The organism is Streptomyces sp. NPDC048002, assembly GCF_040653275.1.
Taxonomy (GTDB): Bacteria; Actinomycetota; Actinomycetes; order Streptomycetales; family Streptomycetaceae; genus Streptomyces.
Map to the genome: position 1 here is coordinate 1 of NZ_JBEZNL010000053.1, position 24746 is coordinate 24746.

Consider the following 24746-nt stretch of genomic DNA (forward strand, 5'->3'; position numbering starts at 1 on the left):
GCGGTGTGCAGCACCGCCCGGTCCTCGGTGAGGTTGATCCGCTCACCCCGGAACATCGCGTCCCGCAGCCCGAACACATCGGTGGCGACGGCCAGCTCGCGCAGCAGCCGCAGCGTCTCGTCGGTGACGAGGTGCTTGGAGTAGTCGACGTACAGGTCGCCGACCCTGAGCGCGTAGCCGGTGCCGCGGCCGGGGTCGGCGGCGAACAGCTCGCGCAGCGACGCCTCGCCGAGCTCCTCGCGATGCTTGGCCAGTGCGGTCCATTCGGGCGTCTGGTTGAGCCGGGTACGGCCGTCTTGGTTCATCTCGGACTTCAGCCTTCTTTCGTACCTGTCCCCGCTGTTCCAACCTAGTTGATCAGCGGGTGACGTGAGCTGTCGTGCGGTCGTCGTGCGGGGCAACAACAAGTACGTCCAGCTTGAGCACAGGTATCAGCGAGATGACCGACAGGACGAAGAACGCGGCGGCGACGAGGGCCGGACTGTTCAGCCCCCAGGCCGTGGCGGCGGCTCCGCCGAGCAGTGCGCCCAGCGGTGCCCCGGCGACGCAGAGCGTGCGGAACGCCGAGCTGACCCGGCCGAGCAGATCGGCGGGGCTGCGCTGCTGCATCAGGGTCGTGGCGTTGACGTTCCAGACCATGCCCATGCACCCGAAGACCGCCAGGGCCGCGACCGCCGCGTCCAGTCGGTTCACCGAGCCCAGTACGACCAGCGCGCAGGTCTGCGCGATCCCGGCGCACAGCACCGCTCGTACCCGTCCCGTCCGGGCCACCAGCGCGCCCCCGGCGACCCCTCCGAGCAGGCTGCCCACCGTGTACGCCGTCGTGGCGAGCACATAGCCGGACTCCCCCGCGCCCAGCCGGCCCGTGACGAGCAGCACGAGCGTGGCGATCAGGGCGCCCACGCCGATGTTGCAGAGCGCGGTGGCGGCGCACAGTCCGCGCAACGCCCGGTCCCGCCAGAGGGCACGCAGTCCTTGGGCGATCTCCCGGCGCAGGGTGCTGCCCGTCGGCCGCGACGCGCGCTCGGGCGGCGCGGTACGCAGCGAGGCGACCAGGGCCGCGGCGAGCAGATAGGTGACCGCGTCGGCGGCGAACGGCACCGCCGCCCCGGCGACGAGCAGCAGGGGCACGACGGGGGCGCCGAGCAGACCGCCCGCGATCCGCTGCCCGGTCATCAACCGGGCGTTGGCGCCGCCCAGTTCGGCCCGGTCGACCAGGGAGGGAAGCAGGGCAGTGGCGGCGTTGTCGAAGAGGGTCTGAAGCGTGGTCAGGACGAACGCCAGCGCGATCAGCAGACCGATCGAGGCGTGTCCGAGCGCGACGGCCACCGCGAAGGCGGCGACGAGCAGGCCGCGCAGGGCGTCGACCGTCCACATCGCGCGGCGCTGGTCCACCCGGTCCGCGACGGCGCCGCCCAGCAGTCCGAAGACGATCCAGGGCAGGAAGCCGCAGGCGGTGACGGCGGCGATCAGCAGCGGCCGGTCGGTGAGCGCCGCGGCGAGCAGCGGCAGGGCGGTCGTCCGCAGGCCGTCACCGAAGGAGGAGAGCACGGACGCGCTCCACAGCCGTCCGAATCCCCCGCGCCACGCCGGTGCGCGCGTCTGCTCCGCCTCGACCGCCGCCACGTCTCCCCCTCACGGTCCGCTCGATGCACAAACCGTAGAGGGCGGCACTGACAATCGGCCTGGGTACTGGACGGCGGGCCGTGGGACAGCTCCGGCCGGGCACCCGATGAGGCGCCGGCCGGTGTCAACTCCTAGATCTCGCCGCGCAGTTTGGCGAGCGCCTCGGCGAGGATCGCCTCGCCGTCCGCGTCGCTGCGGCGCTCCCGCACGTACGCCAGGTGCGTCTTGTAGGGCTCGGTGCGCGGAGGGGCGGGCGGGTTGTCCCGGTCCTGGCCGGCGGGGAAGCCGCAGCGCGGGCAGTCCCAGGTGTCGGGAACCTGCGCGTCGCTGGCGAAGCTGGGCTGGGTCTCGTGCCCGTTGGAGCACCAGAAGGAGATGCGCAGCCGGGGCGCGGACTCGCCGCGCTCGGCCTCGCCCATCGGCCCCGCCCCGACCCGGCTTCCTCGGATCGCGTTGCCACTTGCCACGGTGTAACTCCCTGCGTGATGGTGCCGCGAAGCGAGTCGGCGTTTCGCTTCGTTGCGAGCGCCTCAGTCTACGTAAGGCCCAACGCGCGTCCAGTGATTGGAGTTACAGCCCCCACATCTAGACGCAAGCCCCATGATAGGCCGCGCTCAGCTGCGCGTACCGAACATGGGGCCTTACGTGCGGATTGTGCGTGCCGGTCAGTTGTTCACCTTCATCAGAAGGGCGAGCACGACAATGCACGCGAACCAGAGCAGACCGACCACGACGGTGATCCGGTCGAGGTTGCGCTCGGCGACCGAGGAGCCGCCGACGGACGACTGCATGCCGCCACCGAACATGTCGGAGAGGCCGCCGCCCTTGCCCTTGTGCATCAGCACCAGCAGCATCAGCAGACCGCTGAACACGATCAGGGCGATCGAGAACCCCATAACCACGGCTGGACCAACTTCCTCGGATCTGGATGGACGACAGGGGCACGGCGCCGGGCCGTGCCCCCGCAAGGGTACGACGGATCGCCCCTAAGGCATACTCACTGGTCGCGGAAGCGGACGATCTTGACGAACTCGTCGGCGTCCAGCGACGCACCGCCCACCAGCGCGCCGTCGATGTCGGCCTGCGCCATGATCTCGGCGACGTTGCCCGACTTCACCGAGCCGCCGTACTGGATGCGGACCTTGTCGGCCAGCTCCTGGGAGTACAGCTCGGCGAGCTTGCCGCGGATGGCCGCGCAGACCTCCTGCGCATCCTCGGCGCCGCAGACCTTGCCGGTGCCGATGGCCCACACGGGCTCGTAGGCGATCACGACGGACTCGGCCTGCTCGGCCGGGAGGTCCTTCAGACCGCCCTCGACCTGGGCGAGGGTGTGGGAGACGTGGTTGCCCGCCTCGCGGACCTCCAGCTCCTCGCCGACGCACAGGATCGGGGTCAGGCCGTGCTTGTAGGCGGCCTTGACCTTGGCGTTGACGATCTCGTCGGTCTCGTTGTGGTACTGACGGCGCTCGGAGTGGCCGACGGCCACGTACGTGCACTTCAGCTTGGCGAGCATCGCACCGGAGATCTCGCCGGTGTAGGCGCCGGAGTCCTGCGCGGAGATGTCCTGGGCGCCGTACTTGATCTTCAGCTTGTCGCCGTCGACCAGGGTCTGCACGGAGCGCAGGTCGGTGAAGGGCGGCAGGACGGCGACCTCGACGGCCTCGTAGTCCTTGTCGGCCAGGGCGAAGGCGAGCTTCTGGACGTGGGCGATGGCCTCGAGGTGGTTGAGGTTCATCTTCCAGTTGCCCGCCATGAGCGGCGTACGGGTGGTCATGCTGGGTCAGTCCTCCAGTGCGGCGAGGCCGGGGAGCGTCTTGCCCTCGAGGTATTCGAGGGAGGCGCCGCCGCCGGTCGAGATGTGGCCGAACGCGGTCTCGTCGAAACCGAGCGTGCGCACGGCAGCGGCGGAGTCTCCGCCGCCGACGACGGTGAACCCGTCGGAGTCGATGAGGGCCTGGGCGACCGCCTTGGTGCCCTCGGCGTAGTCGGGGTGCTCGAAGACGCCCATGGGACCGTTCCAGAAGACGGTCGCGGCGTCGGTGAGCTTGCCGGCGTACAGCTCGCCGGTCCTGGGGCCGATGTCCAGACCGAGCTGCCCCTCGGGCATCTTGTCCGCGTCGACGGCCGTGTGCTCGGTGGGTGCCTTGGCCTTCAGGTCCGGGAAGCCCGGGGAGACCACGACGTCGACCGGGAGCACCAGCTCGACGCCCAGCTTCTCGGCGCGCTCCAGGTACTCGGTGACGGCCGGGATCTGGTCCTCCTGGAGCAGCGAGGTGCCGACCTCGTAGCCCTTGGCCTTGAGGAAGGTGAAGGCCATGCCGCCGCCGATGAGGATGCGGTCGGCCTTGCCGAGCAGCTGGTCGATGACGGCCAGCTTGTCGGAGACCTTGGAGCCGCCGAGGGCCACGGCGTAGGGCCGCTTGACGTCGTCGGTGAGCTTCCTCAGCACGCCGACCTCGGTGGCGATGAGGTAGCCCGCGTAGTGCGGCAGCCGGCCCGGCAGGTCGTAGACGGAGGCGTGCTTGCGGTGCACGGCGCCGAAGCCGTCACCGACGTACACGTCGGCGAGGGCGGCGAGCTGCCCGGCGAAGGCGGCGCGCTCGGCGTCGTCCTTGCTGGTCTCGCCGGCGTTGAAGCGCAGGTTCTCGATGACCGCGACGCCGCCGTCGGCGAGGCCGGCGACCGTGGCGGTGGCGGACTCCCCGACCGTGTCGGTCGCGAAGGCCACCTCGGCGCCGAGGAGTTCACCGAGCCGCGCGGCGGCGGGGGCGAGCGAGAAGGCGGGGTCCGGGGCGCCCTTGGGGCGGCCCAGGTGGGAGGCGACGACCACGCGGGCGCCCGCCTCGGCGAGTGCCTTGACGGTGGGCAGGACGGCGCGGATGCGGCCGTCGTCGGTGATCGTGGTGCCGTCCAGCGGCACGTTCAGGTCGGCGCGGACGAAGACCCGCTTGCCTGCGACGCCTTCGGCGAGAAGTTCGTCGATCGTCTTCATTGAGAGGGCTCCCGAGAGGACTGGTGGTGCTCGTGATCCTAGGTGGGGTGGTCTGCACGCGAGTCAGGGCCCGGGCGGCGCGTCCCTGCGCCGCCCGAGCCCTGCTCACATCAACGTGCCTGCTCCGTGGATCAGAGCTGGTTGCCGACGAACACCGTCAGGTCGACGAGACGGTTGGAGTAGCCCCACTCGTTGTCGTACCAGCCGAGGATCTTCACCGACTTGCCCTCCTGGACCATGGTCAGGGAGGAGTCGAAGGTGCAGGAGGCCGGGTCGCCGACGATGTCGGAGGAGACGATCGCGTCCTCCGTGTACGACAGGTAGCCCTGGAGCTCGCCCTCGGCGGCCTTCTTGAACGCGGCGTTGACCTCGTCCTTGGTCACCTCGCGCTCCAGCTCCACGACCAGGTCGGTGGCGGAACCGGTGGGGACCGGGACGCGCATGGCGATGCCGTCCAGCTTGCCCTTGAGCTGCGGGAGGACCAGCGCGGTGGCCTTGGCGGCACCCGTGGTGGTCGGGATGATGTTCTCGGCGGCGGCGCGGGCGCGACGCAGGTCCTTGTGCGGGAAGTCAAGGATGCGCTGGTCGTTGGTGTACGCGTGCACCGTCGTCATCAGACCCTTGACGATGCCGAAGTTCTCGTCGAGGACCTTGGCCATCGGCGCCACACAGTTGGTGGTGCAGGAGGCGTTGGAGATGACGTGGTGCTTCGCCGGGTCGTAGTTCTCCTGGTTGACACCCATCACGATGGTGATGTCCTCGTCGGAGGCCGGAGCCGAGATGAGGACCTTCTTGGCGCCGCCGGCGATGTGCTTCGCGGCGTCGGCCTTCTTCGTGAAGATGCCGGTCGACTCGATGACGATGTCGACGCCCAGCTCGCCCCACGGGATGTCGGCGGGGTTGCGCTCGGAGAGAACCTTGATGGTGTGACCGTCGACCGTGATCGTGTCGGCGGTGTGGGTGACCTCTGCCTTGAGGCGGCCCAGGATCGTGTCGTACTTCAGCAGGTGAGCAGTGGTCGCGGTGTCACCCAGGTCGTTGACAGCCACGATCTCGATGTCAGCACCCTGCTCCAGGAGCGCGCGGAAGTAGTTACGACCGATACGGCCGAAGCCGTTGATGCCTACGCGGATCGTCACGAACCGATCTCCTCGTTGGTACGCCGGCCATGCGGTGCCGGCGAGCTGTATTTGGGATGTCCCCGACCGCCTACGACCCTACCTCCCTGAGGCCCCCGAGGTGACATTGAGTTGTCCCATACACGGGCAGGCGGTCCGTACCGGCCAGTAGGGGTACGGACCGCCCTTTCGATTCACCTCTCCGTCACGCGCCGGTCACAGGGAGTCCAGCGCCCTGCCGATCAGGTCCGCGCGGTCGGCCGGGTCGGCGACGTGCTCCAGGCCGAAGCCCAGCAGCACGGTGTCGTCCGTGGTGACCGCGGCGTACGTCTGGAACAGGCGGCCCGTGCGGGACCAGTCCTTGACCACCGCGGGGCTGCCCGGGGGCGGGCCGGGGGTGGTCCAGGCGCCCAGCGAGGTCTCGAAGCCCTCGGTCTCCACCGCGCCGCCGCCGGTCACGACGGAGGCGTTGTCGAGGAGGACTCCACGCCCGCCGGAGCCGGGGTCGGTGATGTAGCCGAGCGAGAGCTCCACGGTCCGGCCGGCCCAGGCGGACAGGTCGAAGGAGACCTCCTGCCAGCCCGCGGAGGCCCCGGTGAAGCTGTTCCAGCTGCCGCTGGTGCCGCTCGGCGTGCAGGCGTCACCGGCGAGCGTCAGGTACCTCTTGAGCGCGGGGTGGGCCTGGATGAAGTACCCGGCCGAGCACTCCTCGGGCACCGCGGTGCCGGTCGCACCGCCCAGTTCCGGCAGCGTGGTCCAGTCGTCGCCGCCCGCGGTACGGGCCTCCAGCACCGCGTGGTCGTAGCCCGGTTCGGTGCTCCACAGCATGCGGGCGCTCAGCTTCGGCGCCTGTGCCGCGGTGACCGAGGTGAGGTCGACGGTGCGGGTGAGGCGGTTCCAGGCGTAGTCACTGTGGGTGACGGCCGCCATGTACGCGCCCGCGAACGGCCCGTACGGGTTGACGGTCCCGGGGTAGCTGCCCGCTCCGGCGCTCGTGAACTGCGGGAACCGGTCGGCGGGCAGGGTCTCGGAGGTGGCCGTGTAGGAGCCGGCCGCGTTGAGCGGGTTGCCCGGCGCTCCGGCCAGCGCCCCCTCGGCGCCGGCGAGTGCGCCCGCGCCCTCGAAGGCGGTGGCCCCGGCCAGCGAGGTACGGCTGTAGGCGCCGAGGTAGTACTGGCTGAAGTCGTTGGAGAGGTTGCCGCCGCCGAGGTCCACATTGCCGCCGGCCAGTTCGCCGGCCTCGATCAGCTTGCCGCCCTCGTTGAGGTGGGCGCGCAGCCGCAGCTGGGTGGCGTTGCCGGGGGTCGCGGCACCGGTGTAGTGGACGACGGTGTCGAAGTGGCTCAGCACTCCGAGCGCGTCGGGAGCGCCCTGGGTGGCGACGTCCCACACCACCGCCCGGTGCCCGTTGGCCTTGAGCGCGTCGACGTAGGTCTGCGCCTGGGTGGCGGGCGCGCCCTCCTCGGCCACGACGAGGACGTCCGCGCGGGCCCGTTCGGCGACGGTGTAGGTGAAGCGTTCGCTGGAGACGCGCTTGCCGCCGCGGGTCTCTCCGGTGAACCAGACCTCCACCTCGTCGCCGGGCTCGCCGTCGGCGACCTTGGCGCGGTACTCGTCGAAGTAGAGGTTGTCCTCGCCGCCGAAGGTCTCGCCGCCCTTCCAGGGCCGCAGCGCCATGTCGTGCGTACGGCCGCCGTTGACGCGGTACTTCAGCTCCTTGTCGCGCAGCGCCTTGCGCGCGACGACGGAGACCGGCTGGTCGGCGCCGCGGGACCAGGACGTGGCGAAGGGCGCCGGGGTGAAGTCGGCGGCCTTCAGGCCGACCGAGGAGGACGGCCGGTCCGGGGTCGCGGCGGACTCGGCGACGGAGAGCGCGAACGGGACGTTCTTGGCGAACTCCTGCTGGATCAGCTTCTCGTCGTCCGGGAAGTTGAAGACGGACCGGCAGTCGCCGGGGAGCCAGGCGTCGTTCGGGTCCACGTTGGACGCGGTCTGGCAGGTCGACATCTCGGGCGTGAACATCGCCAGGCCGTTGACGTTGGCGGCATGGCCGTCGGCCTCGCCGTTGGTGGTGTACAGCTCCGAGGAGACCTGCGGGTGGTAGCCCGGGATCGCGGAGTTGTCGGGGGTGCCGGCGAGCGCCTCGTAGAGGACGTCGTCCGGGGTCTCGGTGGCCACCTGCCAGCCGACTCCGTAGAGGAGGAGTTCGGCGGCCGAGTGGTAGTTGATGCCCAGCGAGAAGCCGATGCGCTTCTGGAAGGCGTCGATCGCCTTGGTCTCCGGTTCGGAGCCGGGGGCGTCACCGCGGTAGGTCTGGCTGGTGGGGCTGGGGGACGAACCCTCGTCGTCGTAGCCCCACTTGTAGGGGAAGTTGCGGTTGAGGTCGACGCCGTCGCCGGTGCCGATGGCGCCGTCGCCGTTGACGTCCCGCAGGTTCTTGCGCCAGAGGCGGTCGCCGTCCTCCGCGAAGGTGTGGTCGTAACCGTCGGGGTTGGCCGAGATCACGAACCACAGTTCGGTGCTGTCGACGATCTTCTTGACGCGCCGGTCCGTGCGGTAGTTGTCCAGGTAGTGGTGCATCAGCCGGCGGGTCATCTCCGGGGTGATCCACTCACGCGCGTGCTGGTTGGACATGTACAGCACGGCGGGCTTCGCGCCGTCCTTGGACTTCTTCGCGTTCTTGGTGAGCTTCAGCGCGAGGATGTCCTGGCCGTTCACGGTCCTGCCGATGGAGACGACCTTGGTCAGGCCGGGGTTCTCCTGCCCGGTCCGCAGGATCTCCTCCTTCAGCCCTCCGCTGCCGCTGTACGGGCGGTAGACGCCGTCGGCGGCCGCCTCGACCCGCCGCTCGGCCTTGGCCGAAAGGGTGTGCTCGGTGAGTTCGACGCCCTGCTTCTCCAGCTTCTCGGCCTGCTGGTCGGTGAGGTAGACCTCGATCGTGGCGGTGCCCTGTTCGGGCGCCTGCTCACTGAGTTCGTGGCCGTCCTGACCGGCGGCCAGCAGCAGCGGTACCTGCTTCTTGGTGACCTCGGCGCGGAAGACCTTGACCTCGTCGGCGTCCGGCGTGCTCGTGGCGCCGGAACCGCCGTTCTGTGCCTGGGCGATGGGTGCGATGCCCGCTCCGCCGAGCAGGAGCGCGCCGACAGCGAGGATCGATCTCGCTCTGTGTCTCATGAACCCCCCTGGTGTGGGTTCGCCACGTCAGCGAACAGATGCCAGGCTCATGACACTTCATGATCGAGTCAAGGGCGCCTCAAGGACACCGAAAAGCCGGTGACCATCACCCGATCGGGCGCGGTCACCGGCCTGTTGACGGAGCGTCAGCCGACGAGGTTGTCGGCCATCTCCTCGGTGAGACTGGACTCGGTGCCCGGGATGCCGAGGTCCTGGGCCCGCTTGTCGGCCATCGCCAGCAGGCGGCGGATCCGGCCGGCGACCGCGTCCTTGGTCAGCGGCGGGTCGGCGAGCGCGCCCAGCTCCTCCAGGGACGCCTGCTTGTGGTCCATACGCAGCCGGCCGGCGGCGGCGAGGTGCTCGGGCACCTCCTCACCGAGGATCTCCAGGGCGCGCTGCACCCGGGCGCCGGCGGCGACGGCCGCGCGCGCGGAGCGGCGCAGGTTGGCGTCGTCGAAGTTGGCGAGACGGTTCGCCGTGGCGCGCACCTCGCGGCGCATCCGCCGCTCCTCCCAGGCCAGCACCGACTCATGGGCGCCGAGCCGGGTGAGCAGCGCGCCGATGGCGTCGCCGTCGCGGACGACGACCCGGTCCACACCGCGCACCTCGCGGGCCTTCGCGGCGATGGACAGACGGCGGGCGGCGCCCACGAGGGCGAGCGCGGCCTCGGGGCCCGGGCAGGTCACCTCCAGGGAGGAGGAGCGGCCGGGCTCGGTGAGCGAGCCGTGCGCGAGGAAGGCGCCGCGCCAGGCGGCCTCGGCGTCGCAGGTGGCGCCGGAGACGACCTGCGGGGGCAGACCGCGGATCGGGCGGCCCCGCCCGTCGACCAGTCCGGTCTGCCGGGCCAGCTGGTCACCGCCGGCCACCACGCGCACGACGTAGCGTGAGCCCCGGCGCAGTCCGCCGGGCGCCATCACGATCAGCTCCGAGCTGTGGCCGAAGATCTCCAGGATGTCCCGCTTGAGGCGGCGGGCCGCCATCGCGGTGTCCAGCTCCGCCTCGATCACGATGCGCCCGCTGACCAGATGGAGGCCGCCGGCGAACCGCAGAATGGCGGAGACCTCCGCCTTCCTGCAGCAGGTCCGGGTGACGGGGAGCCGGGAGATCTCGTCCTTCACCGCTGCCGTCATCGCCATGGGCCGATCCTTCCATGCATCCGAAAAATACGGTCGTACGCGGCAGCCAGCAGCTCCGGGTCGTGCCGCGGAGAACCGTCCCTCCGGGCGACCGGAGCCAGCTCGACCGCGGCTCCGAACCCTTTGGCGGCCTCGGTGAGCACCTCGCGGTCGGGCACGGCGGCCTCGTCGGCCAGCACCACGTCCAGGGCGAGTTTAGGGGCGTGTCGTCCCAAAACCTCCAAATGACGCTGCGGGGAGAAGCCTTCGGTTTCTCCGGGCTGCGGGGCGAGGTTCAGCGAGAGTACCCGGCGCGCCTTCGTCTCCGTGAGCGCGTCCAGCAGCTCGGGCACGAGGAGGTGCGGGATGACCGAGGAGAACCAGGATCCGGGTCCCAGCACCACCCAGTCCGCGTCGAGCACCGCCGCCACGGCCTCGGGGACGGCGGGCGGGTCGTGCGGCACCAGGTGCACGGACTGCACCTCGCCGGGGGTGAGGGCGACGGTGGCCTGTCCGCGCACGGTGTCCACCTCCTCGGGCCGCTCCGGGTCGTGGCCCTTGACCAGGGCCTGGAGCTCCAGCGGCACGGCGGACATGGGCAGCACCCGCCCGTGCGCGCCGAGCAGCTTGCCGACCAGGTCCAGGGCCTGGACGTGGTCGCCGAGCTGCTCCCACAGGGCGACGATCAGCAGATTGCCGACCGCGTGGTCGTGCAGGTCGCCCTGGGAGGCGAAGCGGTGCTGGATCACCCGGGACCAGGTCTGGCCCCAGTCGTCGTCGCCGCAGAGCGCGGCCAGCGCCTTGCGCAGGTCGCCGGGCGGCAGGACGCCCAGCTCGTCGCGGAGACGGCCGCTGGAGCCGCCGTCGTCGGCGACGGTGACGACCGCGGTGAGGTCACCGGTGATCCGGCGCAGCGCGGCGAGCGAGGCGGACAGGCCCATGCCGCCGCCGAGGGCGACGACCTTGGGCTGGGTGCCCCGGCGGCGCGGCCGTGCGCCGCGGACCTCGGCGGGCCGGCCGGCCCGTCCGTCCCGCACCACCCGGCCGACCCTGATCAGCCGCGGAGTACGTCCCGTCATTCGCGTCCCATGTCCCGGTGGACGACCACCGTCTCCACACCCTGCGCGGCGAGCCGTGCGGCGAGCTTCTCCGAGGTGGCCACCGAGCGGTGCTTGCCGCCGGTGCAGCCGACCGCGATGGTCACGTAGCGCTTGCCCTCGCGGCGGTAGCCCGCGGCGATGAGCTGGAGCAGCTCGGTGTACCGGTCGAGGAACTCCTTGGCGCCGGGCTGGTTGAAGACGTACGCCGACACCTCCTCGTTCAGGCCGGTGTACGGGCGCAGCTCCGGGACCCAGTGCGGGTTGGGCAGGAAGCGCATGTCGACGACGAGGTCGGCGTCGACGGGCAGGCCGTACTTGAAGCCGAAGGACATCACGGTGGCCCGCAGCTCGGGCTCCTCCTCGCCCGCGAACTGGGCGTCCATCTTGGCGCGCAGCTCGTGGACGTTGAGGCTGGAGGTGTCGATCACCAGGTCGGCGTCGCCGCGCAGCTCGCGCAGCAGCTCCCGCTCTGCGTCGATGCCGTCGACGATGCGGCCGTCGCCCTGGAGGGGGTGCGGGCGGCGCACCGACTCGAAGCGGCGCACCAGGGCGTCGTCGGAGGACTCCAGGAAGACGATCCGCCGGGTGACACCGCGGGTGTCGAGGTCGGCGAGCGACTCCCGGAGGTTGTCGAAGAAGCGGCGGCCGCGGACGTCCACGACGACCGCGATCCGCGCGACGTTCCCCTGGGAGCGGGCGCCCAGCTCCACCATGGTGGGGATCAGCGCGGGCGGCAGGTTGTCGACGACGAACCAGCCGAGGTCCTCCAGACACTTCGCCGCGGTCGAACGACCGGCCCCGGACATCCCGGAGATGATCACCAGCTCGGGGATGGTGGCCTCGCCGGCCCCGGCCGGTTCGCCGGCAGTACTCACCTGTGCTCCGTCTTCCTCCGGGGACTGCGGCCGGTCCTCCGGCCGAGTCTCCTGTTCCGTTTCCTGTCCGGTCCGATCATCGCTCATTTCCATGTGGCTCTGATCTCGCCCGGCTGTGGGCTGCTTGTCCTGCTCGGTCATGACTCCTGCCCCCGTCGTTCGTCCGGGGTGCCCGCGGTCACGGGCTCCCCCGGGGCGCCCTCGGTCGTCCCGGGCTCCCCGTCCTCCATGTCTTCCATGATCTCTCCCGTCGCCGTGTTCACGGCGGGGGCGGCCGGAACCGCCCGGGCGAGGGTCGCGGCGATGGTCTCGGCCGTTTTACGGCCTATGCCGGGAACCTCGCAGATCTGGTCGATTGTCGCCGATCGCAGCTTCTTCACCGAACCGAAGTGCTTGATCAGCGCCTGCTTGCGGGTCTCGCCCAGGCCCGGCACGTCGTCCAGGGGGCCGGAGCGGAACCGCTTGGCACGCTTGGCGCGCTGGTAGGTGATGGCGAAGCGGTGCGCCTCGTCCCGGACCCGCTGGAGCAGGTAGAGGCCCTCGCTGGTGCGGGGCAGGACCACCGGGTCGTCCTCGCCGGGCAGCCAGACCTCCTCCAGCCGCTTGGCGAGGCCGCACACGGCGATGTCGTCGATGCCCAGCTCGTCCAGGGCCCGCTTGGCGGCGGCGACCTGCGGCTGCCCGCCGTCGACCACGACGAGCTGGGGCGGGTAGGCGAACTTCCGCGGCCTGCCCTCGTCGTCCTTCAGGCCGTTCCCAGAGGTCAGCAGACCGTCCCCGGTGTCCTGGAGGCCGCCTGCCGTGCCCTGAAGGCCGTCCTCGGTGTCCTGCAGGCCGCCTCCGGTGCCCTGAAGGCCGTCCTCGGTGTCCTGAAGGCCGTCGCCCGGGGTCTGCGGGCCGTCCCCGACCAGGTCGGTGGAGTCCTCGTCCACCCACTCGCCGGTCCTCTCCTTCTCGGCGATGTACCGCTTGAAGCGGCGGGAGATCACCTCGTGCATCGAGCGCACGTCGTCCTGGCCCGCGAAGCCCTTGATCTGGAACCGGCGGTACTCGCTCTTGCGCTGGAGGCCGTCCTCGAAGACGACCATCGAGGCGACGACGTCGTCGCCCTGGAGATGCGAGATGTCGTAGCACTCGATGCGCAGCGGGGCGCTGTCCAGGCCGAGCGCGTCGGCGATCTCCTCCAGCGCGCGCGAGCGCGTGGTCAGGTCGGAGGCGCGCCTGGTCTTGTGCAGGACGAGGGACTGCTGGGCGTTGCGCTGCACGGTCTCCATCAGCGCCTTCTTGTCGCCCCGCTGCGGGATGCGCAGGGAGACCTGGGAACCGCGGCGCTCGGTGAGCCACTGCTGGGCCGGCTCCAGCGGCTCGGGCAGGGCGGGGACGAGGACCTCCTTGGGCACGGAGTCGCCCCGCTCCTCGCCGTAGAGCTGCTGGAGGGCGTGCTCGACGAGGGCACCGGTGGTGACGTCCTCGACCTTGTCGGTGACCCAGCCGCGCTGGCCCCGCACCCGTCCGCCGCGGACGTGGAAGATCTGGACGGCCGCCTCCAGCTCGTCCTCCGCGACGGCGATCAGGTCGGCGTCGGTCGCGTCGGCGAGCACGACCGCGTTCTTCTCCATGGCCTTCTTCAGGGCCTCGATGTCGTCGCGCAGGCGAGCGGCCCGCTCGTACTCCATCTCCTCGGCCGCCTCCGTCATCCGCCTCTCCAGCCGGCGCAGGTGGGCGCCCGTGCGGCCGGTCATGAAGTCGCAGAACTCGTCGGCGAGTTCCCGGTGCTCCTCGGGCGAGATCCGGCCGACGCAGGGCGCGGAGCACTTGCCGATGTAGCCCAGCAGACAGGGGCGGTCGGTGCGGGCGGCGTTCTTGAACACACCGGCCGAGCAGGTACGCACCGGGAAGACGCGCAGCAGCAGGTCCACGGTGTCGCGGATCGCCCACGCGTGCGCGTACGGGCCGAAGTAGCGCACACCCTTCTTCTTGTGACCGCGCATCACCTGCACGCGCGGGAACTCCTCGTTCATCGTCACCGCGAGGTAGGGGTAGCTCTTGTCGTCGCGGTACTTGACGTTGAACCGGGGGTCGTACTCCTTGATCCAGGAGTACTCCAGCTGGAGCGCCTCGACCTCCGTGGACACCACCGTCCACTCCACGGACGCCGCCGTGGTGACCATGGTGCGGGTGCGGGGGTGCAGGTTCGCCAGGTCCTGGAAGTAGTTCGCCAGGCGCTGGCGCAGGCTCTTCGCCTTTCCGACGTAGATCACCCGGCGGTGCTCGTCGCGGAACCTGTAGACCCCGGGAGAGTCCGGGATCTGTCCCGGCCGGGGGCGGTAGCTGGAGGGGTCGGCCATGTTTCACACCCTACTGGCGTGCGGTGACAGCGCGTCGCGGCTGTGGACAACGGCGGCGGGCCGCGGAGGACGAGTCCCGCCAGGTGTTGTCGGGGCTTGGTCAACACGCTTCAATGCGGGGGAACTCGGGGCGGGCTCCGCCGCCCGTGCGCACGGTCCGACCCACCGTGGGAACGCCTCACAGAAAGGCCCCCTGCATGCCGCACGCCCCTCACCACGCGGACGCCGCCGCCGTCGCCACCGCGGAGCCGGACGCGGACGGGGGCGCGAGGCCGCACCCGGACCTGGACTCGGTGCTCAGCGGCGGCCCCTTCCACGTCGCGCTGCGGGCCGCCATCGCCGCGCGCGGGCTGCCGCTCCAGCGCGTGCAGCACCATCTGTCGCGCCACGGGGTCAAGGTCGGCGTCACCAGTCTCAGCTACTGGCAGCAGGGCGCCCGCAGGCCCCAGCGCCCCGAGTCGCTGCGCGCGGTACGGGCGCTGGAGGAGATACTCCAGCTGCCGGAGGAGTCGCTGATCCGGCTGCTGGCCGAGGACGAGGACCCGTCGGGCGAGCCACGTCCCGCGGCTCGCTCCTACCGGTCCCTGGTGGCGGCCGACGGCGTCCTGGACGGGCTGCGCGCAGAGCTGAGGGCCCCGGCCGACGGCGGACTGCACACCCTCGGGCTGCACGAACGGGTCCGCGTCGGTGAGCGGCGGGAGCTGGCGGGCCGCGAGTCGCACCACATCGTGCGCGCCCACCGGGACGGCGTCGACCGCTTCCTTGCCGTGTACCACGGCGACCCCGGCTGCTCCCCCGCGCTGATGGGCGTCCGGGCCCTGGAGAACTGCCGCACCGGGCGGGTCCTGGTGGACGAGGAGACCGGAGTCCTCGTAGCGGAGCTGCTCTTCGACACGCGGCTGCGCTCCGGTGAAACCTTCCTCTTCCGGTACGGCGTGCGGGACGGTACGGCGGGCGTGTCCCGGGAGTACGCGCGCGGGTTCGCCCTGCCCGGCGGCCAGTACGCGCTCCAGGTCCGCTTCGACGGGCCCGGTCTGCCGGTGCGCTGCCACCGGTTCGCCCAGCACTCGGCGGCGGCGCCGCGCGGTGGCCGTCAGGACCTCACGGTGAGCGACCGGCACCGTTCGGTCCACTTCGTCGAGCCACGGCTGCGGACGGGGATCGTGGGGATCGGCTGGGACTGGGAGTGAGACCCGGGAAGCGAACCCCCAAGGAGTGAACGCCTGGAGGCGAACCCCGGGGAGTGCCCCTGTGGGGTGACGCCCCGGGATCAGGCGGTCGCGGCCGGGCCCGCCACGATCCGGCCGCCCTTCGCCCGCACCGGCAGCTCCTTCAGCGGCGCCGTGGCCGGCTGCTGGAGGACCTCGCCGCTGGTGGCGTCGAACTCGCTGCCGTGGCAGGGGCAGATCAGCCGGGTCCCCTCCAGCTTGTTGATCGGGCACAACGCGTGCGTGCAGATCGTGCTGTACGCCTTCAGTCCGCCCTCGGCGTCCCGGCTGACGACGACGTTGTGGTCCCGGTAGAGCTTCGCGCTCCCCGGGGCGACCTCGCTCTCCGCGCCCAGGTCGACCGGCGCGGTCGGCTCGGAGTCCACGGTCTCCCCGCCCGGCGCGCACGCGCCGAGGCCGAGCCCGGCGACGGGGGTGAGGGCGGCTCCGCGCAGGACGGTTCGGCGGGACGGGGCGGGTCGGCCGGGCATGCGGATCTCCACAGGTCAAAGGGTGGGCACGGCGACGATACCGGCCGGGGCGGACGCGGCCGGCGTCGGGGGCGCACGGCTCCGAAGCGGACGTAAACGCTTGCGCAAGCGTTTACGTGTGCCGCCGAATGGGATACGTTCCCCGCCGGAACGCCGCGTGCAGCGCGGTCCCGGAACTCACGCGGAGGGAGGACACCATGGCGACCATGGCCGACGTGGCCCGTGCCGCGGGCGTCTCCGTGGCCACCGTCTCGCATGTGCTCAACGGCACCCGCCCGGTGCTCCCGCACACCCGGCAGGCCGTCCTGGACGCCGTCGAGCGGCTCGCCTACACCCCGAACTCCCTCGCCCGGTCCCTGGTCACCGCCCGCACCCGCTCCATCGGCCTGGCGGTGTCGGCGATCAGCAACCCCTACTTCACGGAGATCCTCCAGGGCGTAGAGGCCGCCGCCCTGGAGCACGGCTACAGCCTGCTCATCGCCGATCCGCACGACGACCCCGGGCACGAGCGGAAGGTCGTCCAGCTCCTGCACGAGCGTCGGGTCGACGGCATGATCGTCGCCCCGTCCCCGGACCCGCGGGACCTGCTGTCCTACCTGCGCCGCCACGCCGTACCGGCCGTGTTCCTGGACCGGCTGGTGGACGAGGGCGAGAGCCCCCGCTTCGACCAGGTGTGCGCGGCGGGCGCCGAACCGACGGCCCGGCTGGTCACCCATCTCGCCGGGCTCGGCCACCGCCGGATCGGCCTGGTCGCGGGGCGCCCCGGGCTGAGCACCACGGGTGAGCGGATCGCCGGCTACCGGCACGGACTCGACCGCGTGGGTCTCGCCCACGACGAACAGCTGATCGCGCACGGCGACTCCGAAGCGGCCGGCGCGGAGCGTGCCACCGCCGCCCTGCTTTCCCTCGCCGACCCGCCGACGGCCCTGGTGACCGCCAACAACGCGATGACCATCGGTGCCCTGCGCTCCCTGCGGGCGCACGGGCTGTCCGTGCCCGGCGACATCGCCCTGTGCTGTTTCGACGACTTCGCCTGGGCCGACCTGTTCGAGCCCCGGCTGACCGCGGTGGCCCAGCCCAGCAGGGAGCTGGGCGCCCGCGCCGTCCGGGTGCTGCTGGAACGCCTCGCCGAGCCGGACCGGCCCGCCCGGACCGTGCGGCTCGACTGCGCCTTCGTCCACCGCACCTCGTGCGGCTGTCCCGATCCCCTTCCGTCCGCGAGCAAAGGAACCGACTCGTGATCGTCGTCGCCGGTGAGGCCCTGATCGACCTCGTGCCCGAGGGCACGGGCGCCCTCGCGACCCTGCGGCCGGCGCTCGGCGGCGGCCCCTTCAACACCGCGGTGGCCCTCGGCCGCCTCGGCTCCCCCACCGCCTTCTGCTCCCGGACCTCCTCCGACGCCTTCGGCGAGGCCCTGCTGGAGGGGCTGCGCCGGGACGGGGTGGACGTGTCGGGGGTGCAGCGGGGGCCCGAGCCGACGACCCTGGCGGTCGCCACGCTCGACGGGGACGGCTCGGCGGCCTACTCCTTCTACGTCGAGGGCAGCGCCGACCGGCAGTTCACCGCCCCCGCGGCGCTCCCGGAGGGCACGCGCGCGGTGTCCTTCGGCACCTGTTCGCTGGTGCTGGAGCCGGGGGCGAGCGCCTACGAGGAGCTGATGCGGGCCGCGGCCGCGCGGGGCGTGTTCACGGCGCTCGACCCCAACATCCGCCCCGGGCTCATCCCCGACCCGGACGCCTACCGGGCCCGGTTCCGCGGCTGGCTGCCCTCGGTCACCCTGCTGAAGCTGTCCGCCGAGGACGCCGACTGGCTGGGCGGCACCCCGCGCGAGTGGCTGGCGCGGGGTCCGGCGGCCGTGGTGGTCACCCGGGGCGGCGAAGGGCTCACGGTCTTCACCCGCGACGGGGCCGAGCACTCCGTGCCGGGCGAGCGGGTCGACGTGGTGGACACCATCGGGGCCGGTGACACGGTGAACGCCGCCCTGCTGCACGGGCTGTCCGTCCAGGACGCCCTGTCGGAGGCGGCGGTGGCCCGCCTGGGCGCCGAGGAGTGGACCCGGCTGCTGCGCTTCGCGGCGCGCGCGGCGGCGGTCACCTGCTCGCGCGCGGGAGCGGAACCGCCGTACGCCGCGGAACTGGCCGGGGTCCCGCTCAGCCGCTGACCGCGCGCGGGGCGCCGGGGTGCGGGCCATGGAGTTCATCGAGCCCGCGGGTGCCCGAACCCGGACGTGGCGCGCCCTCACGGAGGGTTCTCCGCGGGGGCGCGCCGCTGTCGTCCGGCGGACGGGGCTCAGGCCTTGCGGGCCCGGGTCGTCTTCTTCGCCGGTGCCGCCTTCTTGGCGGTCCCGGTGGCCTTCTTGGCGGCGGCGGTTCCGGCGGTCTTCTTGGCTGCTGTGGTTCCGGTGGCCTTCTTCGCGGCCGTGGTTCCGGTGGCCTTCTTCGCGGCCGTCGCGCCGGTGGTCCGCGCGCCGGTGGTCCGCGCGGTGGCGGTCTTCTTCGCCGTCGTCTTGGCCGCGACCGTCTTCTTCGCCGCTGCCTTGCGCGGGGCCTTCACCGAGCTGGCGTCGCTGACCCGGTCGGCGCCGAGGATCTCCCGCAGGAACTTGCCGGTGTGGCTGGCGGGGACCGCGGCGATCTCCTCGGGGGTGCCCTCGGCGACCACCAGACCGCCGCCGGCACCGCCTTCGGGGCCCATGTCGACGACCCAGTCGGCCGTCTTGATCACGTCCAGGTTGTGCTCGATGACGATGACCGTGTTGCCCTTGTCGACCAGCCCGGCCAGGACCTTCAGCAGCTTGCTGATGTCCTCGAAGTGCAGACCGGTGGTCGGCTCGTCCAGGACGTAGACCGTGCGGCCGGTGGAGCGCTTCTGCAGTTCGCTGGCGAGCTTGACCCGCTGGGCCTCGCCACCGGACAGGGTGGTGGCGGACTGGCCGAGCCGGACGTAGCCGAGGCCGACGTCGTTCAGCGTCCTGAGGTGGCGGTTGATCGCCGGAACGGCCTCGAAGAAGTCCATGGCCTCCTCGATCGGCATGTTCAGGACCTCGGCGATGGACTTGCCCTTGTAGTGGACCTCCAGGGTCTCCCGGTTGTACCGGGCGCCGTGGCAGACCTCGCACGGGACGTAGACGTCCGGGAGGAAGTTCATCTCGATCTTGATCGTGCCGTCGCCGGCGCAGTTCTCGCAGCGGCCGCCCTTGACGTTGAAGGAGAACCGGCCCGGCAGATAGCCGCGCACCTTCGCCTCGGTGGTCTCCGCGAACAGCTTGCGGACGTGGTCGAAGACGCCGGTGTAGGTCGCCGGGTTGGAGCGCGGGGTGCGGCCGATGGGCGACTGGTCGACGTGCACGACCTTGTCGACGAGGTCGTCGCCGTCCACGCGCGTGTGCCGCCCCGGGACGCTCCGGGCGCCGTTCAGCTCGCGCGCCAGGTGCGTGTACAGGATGTCGTTGACCAGCGTGGACTTGCCGGATCCGGAGACCCCGGTGACGGCGGTGAACACGCCGAGCGGGAACGAGACGTCGATGTCCTGGAGGTTGTTCTCGCGGGCGCCGTGCACCGTGAGCCGCCGGGAGGGGTCCTGCGGGCGCCGGATGTCGGGCAGCGGGATCGACTTCTTGCCGGAGAGGTACTGTCCGGTCTGCGACTCGGCGTTGGCGAGCAGTTCCTTCAGGGAGCCGCTGTGCACGACCTTGCCGCCGTGCTCGCCCGCGCCGGGGCCGATGTCGACGATCCAGTCGGCGACCTTGATGGTGTCCTCGTCGTGCTCGACGACGATGAGCGTGTTGCCCATGTCGCGCAGCCGGACCAGGGTCTCGATCAGCCGGTGGTTGTCGCGCTGGTGCAGGCCGATGGAGGGCTCGTCCAGGACGTACAGGACGCCGACGAGACCGGAGCCGATCTGGGTGGCCAGCCGGATGCGCTGGGCCTCACCGCCGGAGAGGGTGCCGGCGGCGCGGTTCAGCGAGAGGTAGTCCAGGCCGACGTCGACCAGGAACCGCAGCCGCTCGTTGACCTCCTTCAGCACCCGCTCGGCGATCTTCTTGTCGCGGGCGTTGAGCTTCAGCTTGCCGAGGAACTCCGCGCAGTCGCTGATCGACATCGCCGAGACCTCGGCGATCGACTTCTCCATGACCGTGACCGCGAGGACGATCGGCTTGAGCCGGGTGCCCTCGCAGGTGGGGCAGGGCACCTCGCGCATGTAGCCCTCGAAGCGCTCCCGGCTGGCGTCGGACTCGGCCTCGCCGTGCCGCCGCTTGACGAAGGGCACGGCGCCCTCGAAGGGCGTGGTGTAGACCCGCTCGCGGCCGTACCGGTTGCGGTAGCGGACCTCGATCTGCGTCTTGTGGCCGTACAGCAGGGCCTTCCTGGCGCGCTGCGGGAGCCCGGCGAAGGGGATGTCCGTACGGAAGCCCAGCGCGTCCGCGAGGGCGCCGATCAGCCGGCCGAAGTAGTCCTTGGTGTGGCCGTGCGACCAGGGGTGGATGGCGCCCTCGTCGAGGCTCTTGTCCTCGTCGGGGACGATCAGCTCGGGGTCGACCTCCATGCGCGTGCCGATGCCGGAGCACTCGGGGCAGGCACCGAAGGGCGAGTTGAAGGAGAAGGAGCGCGGCTCCAGCTCCTCGAAGGAGAGGTCGTCGTACGGGCAGTACAGGTGCTCCGAGTACATGCGCTCGCGCTCGGGGTCGTCCTCGGGGAGGTCGACGAAGTCCAGCACGACCATGCCGCCGGAGAGGCCCAGTGCGGTCTCGACGGAGTCGGTGAGGCGGCGCTTGGCGGTGTCCTTCACCGTGAGGCGGTCGACGACCACCTCGATGGTGTGCTTCTCCTGCTTCTTCAACGTGGGCGGGCTGGACAGCTGGATCGTCTCGCCGTCCACGCGCGCGCGGGAGTAGCCCTTGGTCTGGAGTTCCGCGAAGAGGTCGACGAACTCGCCCTTGCGCTCGCGGACCAGCGGGGAGAGCACCTGGAAGCGGCTGCCCTCGGGCAGCTCCAGCACCTTGTCGACGATGGCCTGCGGCGACTGCCGCGAGATCGGCCGGCCGCACTCGGGACAGTGCGGCTTGCCGATGCGCGCGAAGAGCAGGCGGAGGTAGTCGTAGACCTCGGTGATGGTGCCGACCGTGGAGCGCGGGTTGCGCGAGGTCGACTTCTGGTCGATGGAGACCGCGGGCGAGAGTCCCTCGATGAAGTCGACGTCCGGCTTGTCCATCTGGCCGAGGAACTGGCGGGCGTACGAGGAGAGCGACTCCACGTAGCGCCGCTGGCCCTCCGCGAAGATGGTGTCGAAGGCCAGCGAGGACTTGCCCGACCCCGACAGGCCCGTGAAGACGATGAGCGAGTCGCGCGGCAGGTCGAGCGAGACATTCTTGAGGTTGTGCTCGCGCGCGCCACGGACGATGAGACGGTCGGCCACGCCGGTCCGCACCTTTCTTGAGAGAAGTGACAGGGGCAGGGCCCCGGTCGTTCCCAGACTAGGGGGAGCCACTGACAACGCCGGTCGGTTCCCCGGATGCGTCAACAATCCCCGGCCATCCAGCATGCCCGACGTCACGCCCGACCATATAGCACGTGCATTCGATTTACGGCGCCGCTTCACCATCTTCACCCCAAGGTGTGGCGGCACTAAGGTCAGCAGCATGATTGATCACGCTCATGACCTGGCGTCGGTACGTGACGCGACCGAACGGCTGCTCACCGCTGCCGCCGCACTGGACAACGCCTCGGTGGCCGAGCCGTCACGGCTCCCGGGCTGGACCCGCGGTCATGTCCTCGCCCACCTCGCCCGCAACGCCGACGCCCTGGTGAACGTGTTCGAGGGGCGACCCATGTACGCCTCCGCCGAGGCCCGGGACGCCGACATCGAGCGGGACGCCCCGCGCCCCCTGCCCGTCCAGATCGCGGACGTGCGCGAGACCGCGGCCGCCTTCGACCGGATCGCGGAGGCGACCGGGGACTGGTCCCGGATCGTGGAGCTGCGCAACGGCGTCACCGACTCCGCGTCCCGGGTCCCGTTCCGGCGCTGGGTCGAGCTGGAGCTGCACCACGTGGACCTCGGGATCGGCTACGAGCTGGAGGACCTGCCGGAGGAGTTCACCCGGCGCGAGTCCGACTTCCTCGCCGAGCGGTTCCTCGGCCACCCCGACGTCCCCGCGCTGGTGATCGAGCCGGCGGGCGGCAAGACCCTGCGCTCCGGGCGCGCCGAGGGCGAGCCGGTCACCGTCGGCGGGTCGGCGGCGGACGTGCTCGGCTGGCTCTGCGGCCGCCGCGACGGCTCGGCGCTGACGACGGCCGGCGGCCCCCTGCCGGCACTCCCCCCGCTATAGGCTGCCGACATGACGTACAGCGGAGAGGTGACGGTCGGGGGCCCGGCGGACGTGCACGAGCTCAAGGACCTGATGATCACCAAGATCGCGGTCGGTCCGATGGACAACAACTGCTATCTGCTGCGCTGCCGGGCGACGGACGAGCAGCTGCTCATCGACGCGGCGAACGACGCGGAGACACTGATCGGCATGATCGGTGACGACGGGATCGCCTCGGTCGTCACGACCCACCAGCACGGTGATCACTGGCAGGCGCTGGCCCGGGTGGTGGAGGCCACCGGCGCCCGCACCTACGCGGGGCGCGAGGACGCCGGGGGGATCCCGGTCCCGACCGACGTCCCGGTCGACGACGGCGACGTGGTCCGGGTGGGGCGGGTGGAGCTGACGGCGCGCCACCTGGTCGGCCACACACCCGGCTCGATCGCCCTCGTCTACGACGACCCGCACGGGCATCCCCATGTGTTCACGGGGGACTGTCTGTTCCCCGGAGGTGTGGGCAACACCCGTAAGGACCCACAGGCGTTCGCAAGCCTGATCGACGACGTCGAGTCGAAGCTGTTCGCCGTGCTCCCGGACGAGACCTGGGTCTACCCGGGCCACGGCAACGACACGACCCTCGGCGCGGAGCGGCCCCAGCTGCCGGAGTGGCGCGCGCGGGGCTGGTGACACCCGGGGTGGACGTCGGGCGTACGGCGCCCGGCGTGCACGCCCTCACCGCGCGCGTGGGGCGCGGCCCGTCGGCCGGCCTACGCCTCGGCCCGCGCCGGACCCGCCAGCGCCGCGACGCGCTCCACGCCGAAGACGTACCCCTGCACCCCGCAGCCGGCGATGACCCCGTCCGCGCGCAGCGAGACGTAGGAGTGGTGGCGGAAGGACTCCCGCTGGTGGATGTTGGAGATGTGGACCTCCAACACCGGCAGGCCGTCGCAGGTGTTGAGCGCGTCCAGGATCGCCACCGAGGTGTGCGAGTAGGCGCCCGGGTTGATCACGATCCCGCAGTGGTTCAGCCGTGCCTCGTGGATCCAGTCGACCAGTTCCCCCTCGTGGTTGGACTGGCGGAAGTCCACCGTCCCGCCGTGCGCGGCCGCCGCCTTGGCGCACAGCGCCTCGACGTCGGCGAGGGTGTCGGAGCCGTAGATCTCGGGCTGACGCTGGCCGAGCAGGTTCAGGTTGGGGCCGTTGAGGATCATGATCGGGGCGTTGGCCAGGGTGCGGGGCACGGTTCCTCCGGTCCGTTCGAGGTGGCACGGCCGCTTCAGGACCGCTGCTCAGACCCGGTTTATCACGGTGCGCGCCCGGCGCGACGGCCCGTACCCTGCCCGGCATGACGACGATCTCGTATCCCCCCAAGCCCTCCCCCGGTGATCGTGTGGCCGTCATCTCACCAGCCAGCGGCCTGCCCGGACTCTTCCCGCGCCCCTACGAACTGGGCCTGGAGCGGCTGCGCGAGGAGTACGGGCTGGTCCCGGTCGAGTACCCGGCCACCCGGAGGATGGGCTCCACACCCCAGGAGCGCGCCGACGACATCCACGCCGCGTTCGCCGACCCGGAGATCAAGGCGGTGTTCGCGTCCATCGGCGGCGACGACCAGATCACCGTGCTACCGCTGCTGGACCGGGAGTTGATCCGCGCCCACCCCAAGCCGTTCTTCGGGACCAGCGACAACACCAACCTGCTCGCCTTCCTCTACAACACCGGCATCGTCGGTAACCACGGTGGTTGCGTCATGGTGGAGCTGGGCCGTCCCGGCGCCATGAACCCGCAGACCGCCGAGTCGCTGCGCGCGGCCCTGTTCACCTCGGGGCCCTACGAACTCAGGCCCGCCGAGCGGTGGAACGACATAGGCCGCGACTGGGCGGACCCCGCCACCTTCGAGACGGAGCCGGAGCTGCGGCCCGGCTCGGGCTGGACCTGGGTGAACGCCGAACGTGCCGTGGAGGGCCGCGCCTGGGGCGGCAACCTGGAGATCCTCGGCTGGCTGCTGATGGCCGACCGCGAGATTCCCCGCGATCCCGCGGAACTCGACGGCGGTGTCCTCTTCCTGGAGACCTCGGAGGAACTGCCGAGCGCGGCCGAGGTGTTCCGCACGCTGCGCAACATGGGCGAGCGGGGGCTGCTGCGGCGCTTCTCGGCGCTGCTGATGGGCCGCGCCAAGACCTGGTCCTTCGAGCAACCCAACGGCCCCGCGGAGGCGGCCCGTTACGCCGAGGAACAGCGCGAGGCGGTCCTGCGCGCGATGCGGGCGTACGCCCCCGGCACCATGATCGTCTTCGATGTCGACCTGGGGCACACCGATCCCCAGCAGGTCGTCCCCTACGGCGGGACGGTCCGGGTCGACGGCCCGGCCCGGCGCATCACGGTCACGTACTGAGCC

Annotated in this window: 20 protein-coding genes and 1 pseudogene; 6 read left to right on the forward strand and 15 right to left on the reverse strand. The window is 71.3% G+C overall.

The annotated features are described in order from the left end of the window. The 12 genes and pseudogenes from AB0E07_RS36475 to uvrC all read right to left on the reverse strand — a co-directional run. A pseudogene (locus AB0E07_RS36475) lies at window positions 1–305 on the reverse strand (glucose-6-phosphate isomerase); the annotation flags it as partial. Window positions 306–357: 52 nt separating this feature from the next. Beyond that, entirely contained in the window at window positions 358–1626 is a 1269-nt protein-coding gene (locus AB0E07_RS36480) for an MFS transporter (protein WP_362261719.1), read from the reverse strand. Between the two features lie 131 nt (window positions 1627–1757). Continuing rightward, entirely contained in the window at window positions 1758–2045 is a 288-nt protein-coding gene (locus AB0E07_RS36485) for an RNA polymerase-binding protein RbpA (protein WP_019885342.1), read from the reverse strand. A 246-nt stretch (window positions 2046–2291) separates the two neighbouring features. Continuing rightward, the gene (secG, locus tag AB0E07_RS36490; RefSeq protein ID WP_105869397.1) at window positions 2292–2522 is read right to left on the reverse strand and encodes a preprotein translocase subunit SecG; all 231 of its coding nucleotides are present in this window, start codon (window positions 2520–2522) and stop codon (window positions 2292–2294) included. A gap of 101 nt (window positions 2523–2623) precedes the next feature. Then, entirely contained in the window at window positions 2624–3400 is a 777-nt protein-coding gene (gene tpiA / locus AB0E07_RS36495; RefSeq protein WP_362261722.1) for a triose-phosphate isomerase, read from the reverse strand. Window positions 3401–3406: 6 nt separating this feature from the next. After that, window positions 3407–4618, reverse strand: a complete 1212-nt coding sequence (locus AB0E07_RS36500) for a phosphoglycerate kinase (protein WP_362261725.1) — start codon at window positions 4616–4618, stop codon at window positions 3407–3409. A 131-nt stretch (window positions 4619–4749) separates the two neighbouring features. Then, complete coding sequence (gene gap / locus AB0E07_RS36505) at window positions 4750–5757, reverse strand: type I glyceraldehyde-3-phosphate dehydrogenase (protein ID WP_362261728.1); 1008 nt, start codon at window positions 5755–5757, stop codon at window positions 4750–4752. A 195-nt stretch (window positions 5758–5952) separates the two neighbouring features. Then, window positions 5953–8910: a M14 family zinc carboxypeptidase gene (locus AB0E07_RS36510; RefSeq protein ID WP_362261730.1), complete on the reverse strand. Its 2958-nt coding sequence runs from the start codon at window positions 8908–8910 to the stop codon at window positions 5953–5955. 146 nt (window positions 8911–9056) lie between these two features. Further along, window positions 9057–10046, reverse strand: coding sequence for a DNA-binding protein WhiA (whiA, locus tag AB0E07_RS36515; protein ID WP_362261733.1), 990 nt, complete (start codon window positions 10044–10046; stop codon window positions 9057–9059). Continuing rightward, window positions 10037–11104, reverse strand: a complete 1068-nt coding sequence (yvcK, locus tag AB0E07_RS36520; protein ID WP_362261736.1) for a uridine diphosphate-N-acetylglucosamine-binding protein YvcK — start codon at window positions 11102–11104, stop codon at window positions 10037–10039. The genes whiA and yvcK overlap by 10 nt, the downstream gene beginning before the upstream one ends. Further along, window positions 11101–12141, reverse strand: a complete 1041-nt coding sequence (rapZ, locus tag AB0E07_RS36525; protein ID WP_362261739.1) for an RNase adapter RapZ — start codon at window positions 12139–12141, stop codon at window positions 11101–11103. The genes yvcK and rapZ overlap by 4 nt, the downstream gene beginning before the upstream one ends. After that, on the reverse strand, window positions 12138–14348 hold the full coding sequence (uvrC, locus tag AB0E07_RS36530; protein ID WP_362261741.1) for an excinuclease ABC subunit UvrC: 2211 nt from the start codon (window positions 14346–14348) through the stop codon (window positions 12138–12140). Before uvrC ends, rapZ begins: the two co-directional genes overlap by 4 nt. A gap of 197 nt (window positions 14349–14545) precedes the next feature. On the opposite strand from uvrC, the gene AB0E07_RS36535 reads away from it, so the two are divergent. Continuing rightward, entirely contained in the window at window positions 14546–15538 is a 993-nt protein-coding gene (locus AB0E07_RS36535) for a hypothetical protein (RefSeq protein WP_362261744.1), read from the forward strand. 80 nt (window positions 15539–15618) lie between these two features. Here AB0E07_RS36535 and AB0E07_RS36540 read toward each other — a convergent pair whose 3' ends face one another. Beyond that, window positions 15619–16047, reverse strand: coding sequence for a Rieske 2Fe-2S domain-containing protein (locus tag AB0E07_RS36540; protein ID WP_362261747.1), 429 nt, complete (start codon window positions 16045–16047; stop codon window positions 15619–15621). A 197-nt stretch (window positions 16048–16244) separates the two neighbouring features. On the opposite strand from AB0E07_RS36540, the gene AB0E07_RS36545 reads away from it, so the two are divergent. Both AB0E07_RS36545 and AB0E07_RS36550 read left to right on the forward strand, forming a co-directional pair. Further along, window positions 16245–17288, forward strand: coding sequence for a LacI family DNA-binding transcriptional regulator (locus tag AB0E07_RS36545; RefSeq protein ID WP_362261749.1), 1044 nt, complete (start codon window positions 16245–16247; stop codon window positions 17286–17288). Further along, window positions 17285–18208 (forward strand): carbohydrate kinase, encoded by a 924-nt coding sequence (locus tag AB0E07_RS36550; RefSeq protein WP_362261752.1) that lies wholly within the window; start codon window positions 17285–17287, stop codon window positions 18206–18208. Before AB0E07_RS36545 ends, AB0E07_RS36550 begins: the two co-directional genes overlap by 4 nt. A 128-nt stretch (window positions 18209–18336) precedes the next feature. Here the strand turns inward: AB0E07_RS36550 and uvrA are convergent, their stop codons facing one another. Then, window positions 18337–21462 (reverse strand): excinuclease ABC subunit UvrA, encoded by a 3126-nt coding sequence (gene uvrA / locus AB0E07_RS36555; RefSeq protein ID WP_362261754.1) that lies wholly within the window; start codon window positions 21460–21462, stop codon window positions 18337–18339. Window positions 21463–21685: 223 nt separating this feature from the next. Here uvrA and AB0E07_RS36560 point away from each other — a divergent pair, with 223 nt between their 5' ends. Together AB0E07_RS36560 and AB0E07_RS36565 are read left to right on the forward strand one after the other, a co-directional pair. After that, a complete protein-coding gene (locus AB0E07_RS36560) occupies window positions 21686–22372 on the forward strand; it encodes a maleylpyruvate isomerase family mycothiol-dependent enzyme (protein WP_362261757.1) in 687 nt (228 codons plus the stop codon). A 9-nt stretch (window positions 22373–22381) separates the two neighbouring features. Beyond that, complete coding sequence (locus AB0E07_RS36565) at window positions 22382–23038, forward strand: MBL fold metallo-hydrolase (protein WP_362261759.1); 657 nt, start codon at window positions 22382–22384, stop codon at window positions 23036–23038. Between the two features lie 80 nt (window positions 23039–23118). On the opposite strand, the gene aroQ is transcribed toward AB0E07_RS36565, so the two are convergent. After that, on the reverse strand, window positions 23119–23592 hold the full coding sequence (aroQ, locus tag AB0E07_RS36570; protein WP_362261762.1) for a type II 3-dehydroquinate dehydratase: 474 nt from the start codon (window positions 23590–23592) through the stop codon (window positions 23119–23121). Between the two features lie 104 nt (window positions 23593–23696). Here aroQ and AB0E07_RS36575 point away from each other — a divergent pair, with 104 nt between their 5' ends. Then, the gene (locus tag AB0E07_RS36575; RefSeq protein WP_362261765.1) at window positions 23697–24743 is read left to right on the forward strand and encodes a S66 peptidase family protein; all 1047 of its coding nucleotides are present in this window, start codon (window positions 23697–23699) and stop codon (window positions 24741–24743) included. The last annotated feature ends 3 nt before the right edge of the window (window positions 24744–24746 follow it).

Coding starts and splice junctions, on each gene's coding strand:
- AB0E07_RS36485 (WP_019885342.1), bottom strand. CDS start 2,045: ATGGGCGAGGCCGAGCGCGGCGAGTCCGCGCCCCGGCTGCGCATCTCC.
- secG (WP_105869397.1), bottom strand. CDS start 2,522: ATGGGGTTCTCGATCGCCCTGATCGTGTTCAGCGGTCTGCTGATGCTG.
- tpiA (WP_362261722.1), bottom strand. CDS start 3,400: ATGACCACCCGTACGCCGCTCATGGCGGGCAACTGGAAGATGAACCTC.
- AB0E07_RS36500 (WP_362261725.1), bottom strand. CDS start 4,618: ATGAAGACGATCGACGAACTTCTCGCCGAAGGCGTCGCAGGCAAGCGG.
- AB0E07_RS36510 (WP_362261730.1), bottom strand. CDS start 8,910: ATGAGACACAGAGCGAGATCGATCCTCGCTGTCGGCGCGCTCCTGCTC.
- whiA (WP_362261733.1), bottom strand. CDS start 10,046: ATGGCGATGACGGCAGCGGTGAAGGACGAGATCTCCCGGCTCCCCGTC.
- yvcK (WP_362261736.1), bottom strand. CDS start 11,104: ATGACGGGACGTACTCCGCGGCTGATCAGGGTCGGCCGGGTGGTGCGG.
- rapZ (WP_362261739.1), bottom strand. CDS start 12,141: ATGACCGAGCAGGACAAGCAGCCCACAGCCGGGCGAGATCAGAGCCAC.
- uvrC (WP_362261741.1), bottom strand. CDS start 14,348: ATGGCCGACCCCTCCAGCTACCGCCCCCGGCCGGGACAGATCCCGGAC.
- AB0E07_RS36535 (WP_362261744.1), top strand. CDS start 14,546: ATGCCGCACGCCCCTCACCACGCGGACGCCGCCGCCGTCGCCACCGCG.
- AB0E07_RS36540 (WP_362261747.1), bottom strand. CDS start 16,047: ATGCCCGGCCGACCCGCCCCGTCCCGCCGAACCGTCCTGCGCGGAGCC.
- AB0E07_RS36545 (WP_362261749.1), top strand. CDS start 16,245: ATGGCGACCATGGCCGACGTGGCCCGTGCCGCGGGCGTCTCCGTGGCC.
- AB0E07_RS36560 (WP_362261757.1), top strand. CDS start 21,686: ATGATTGATCACGCTCATGACCTGGCGTCGGTACGTGACGCGACCGAA.
- AB0E07_RS36565 (WP_362261759.1), top strand. CDS start 22,382: ATGACGTACAGCGGAGAGGTGACGGTCGGGGGCCCGGCGGACGTGCAC.
- AB0E07_RS36575 (WP_362261765.1), top strand. CDS start 23,697: ATGACGACGATCTCGTATCCCCCCAAGCCCTCCCCCGGTGATCGTGTG.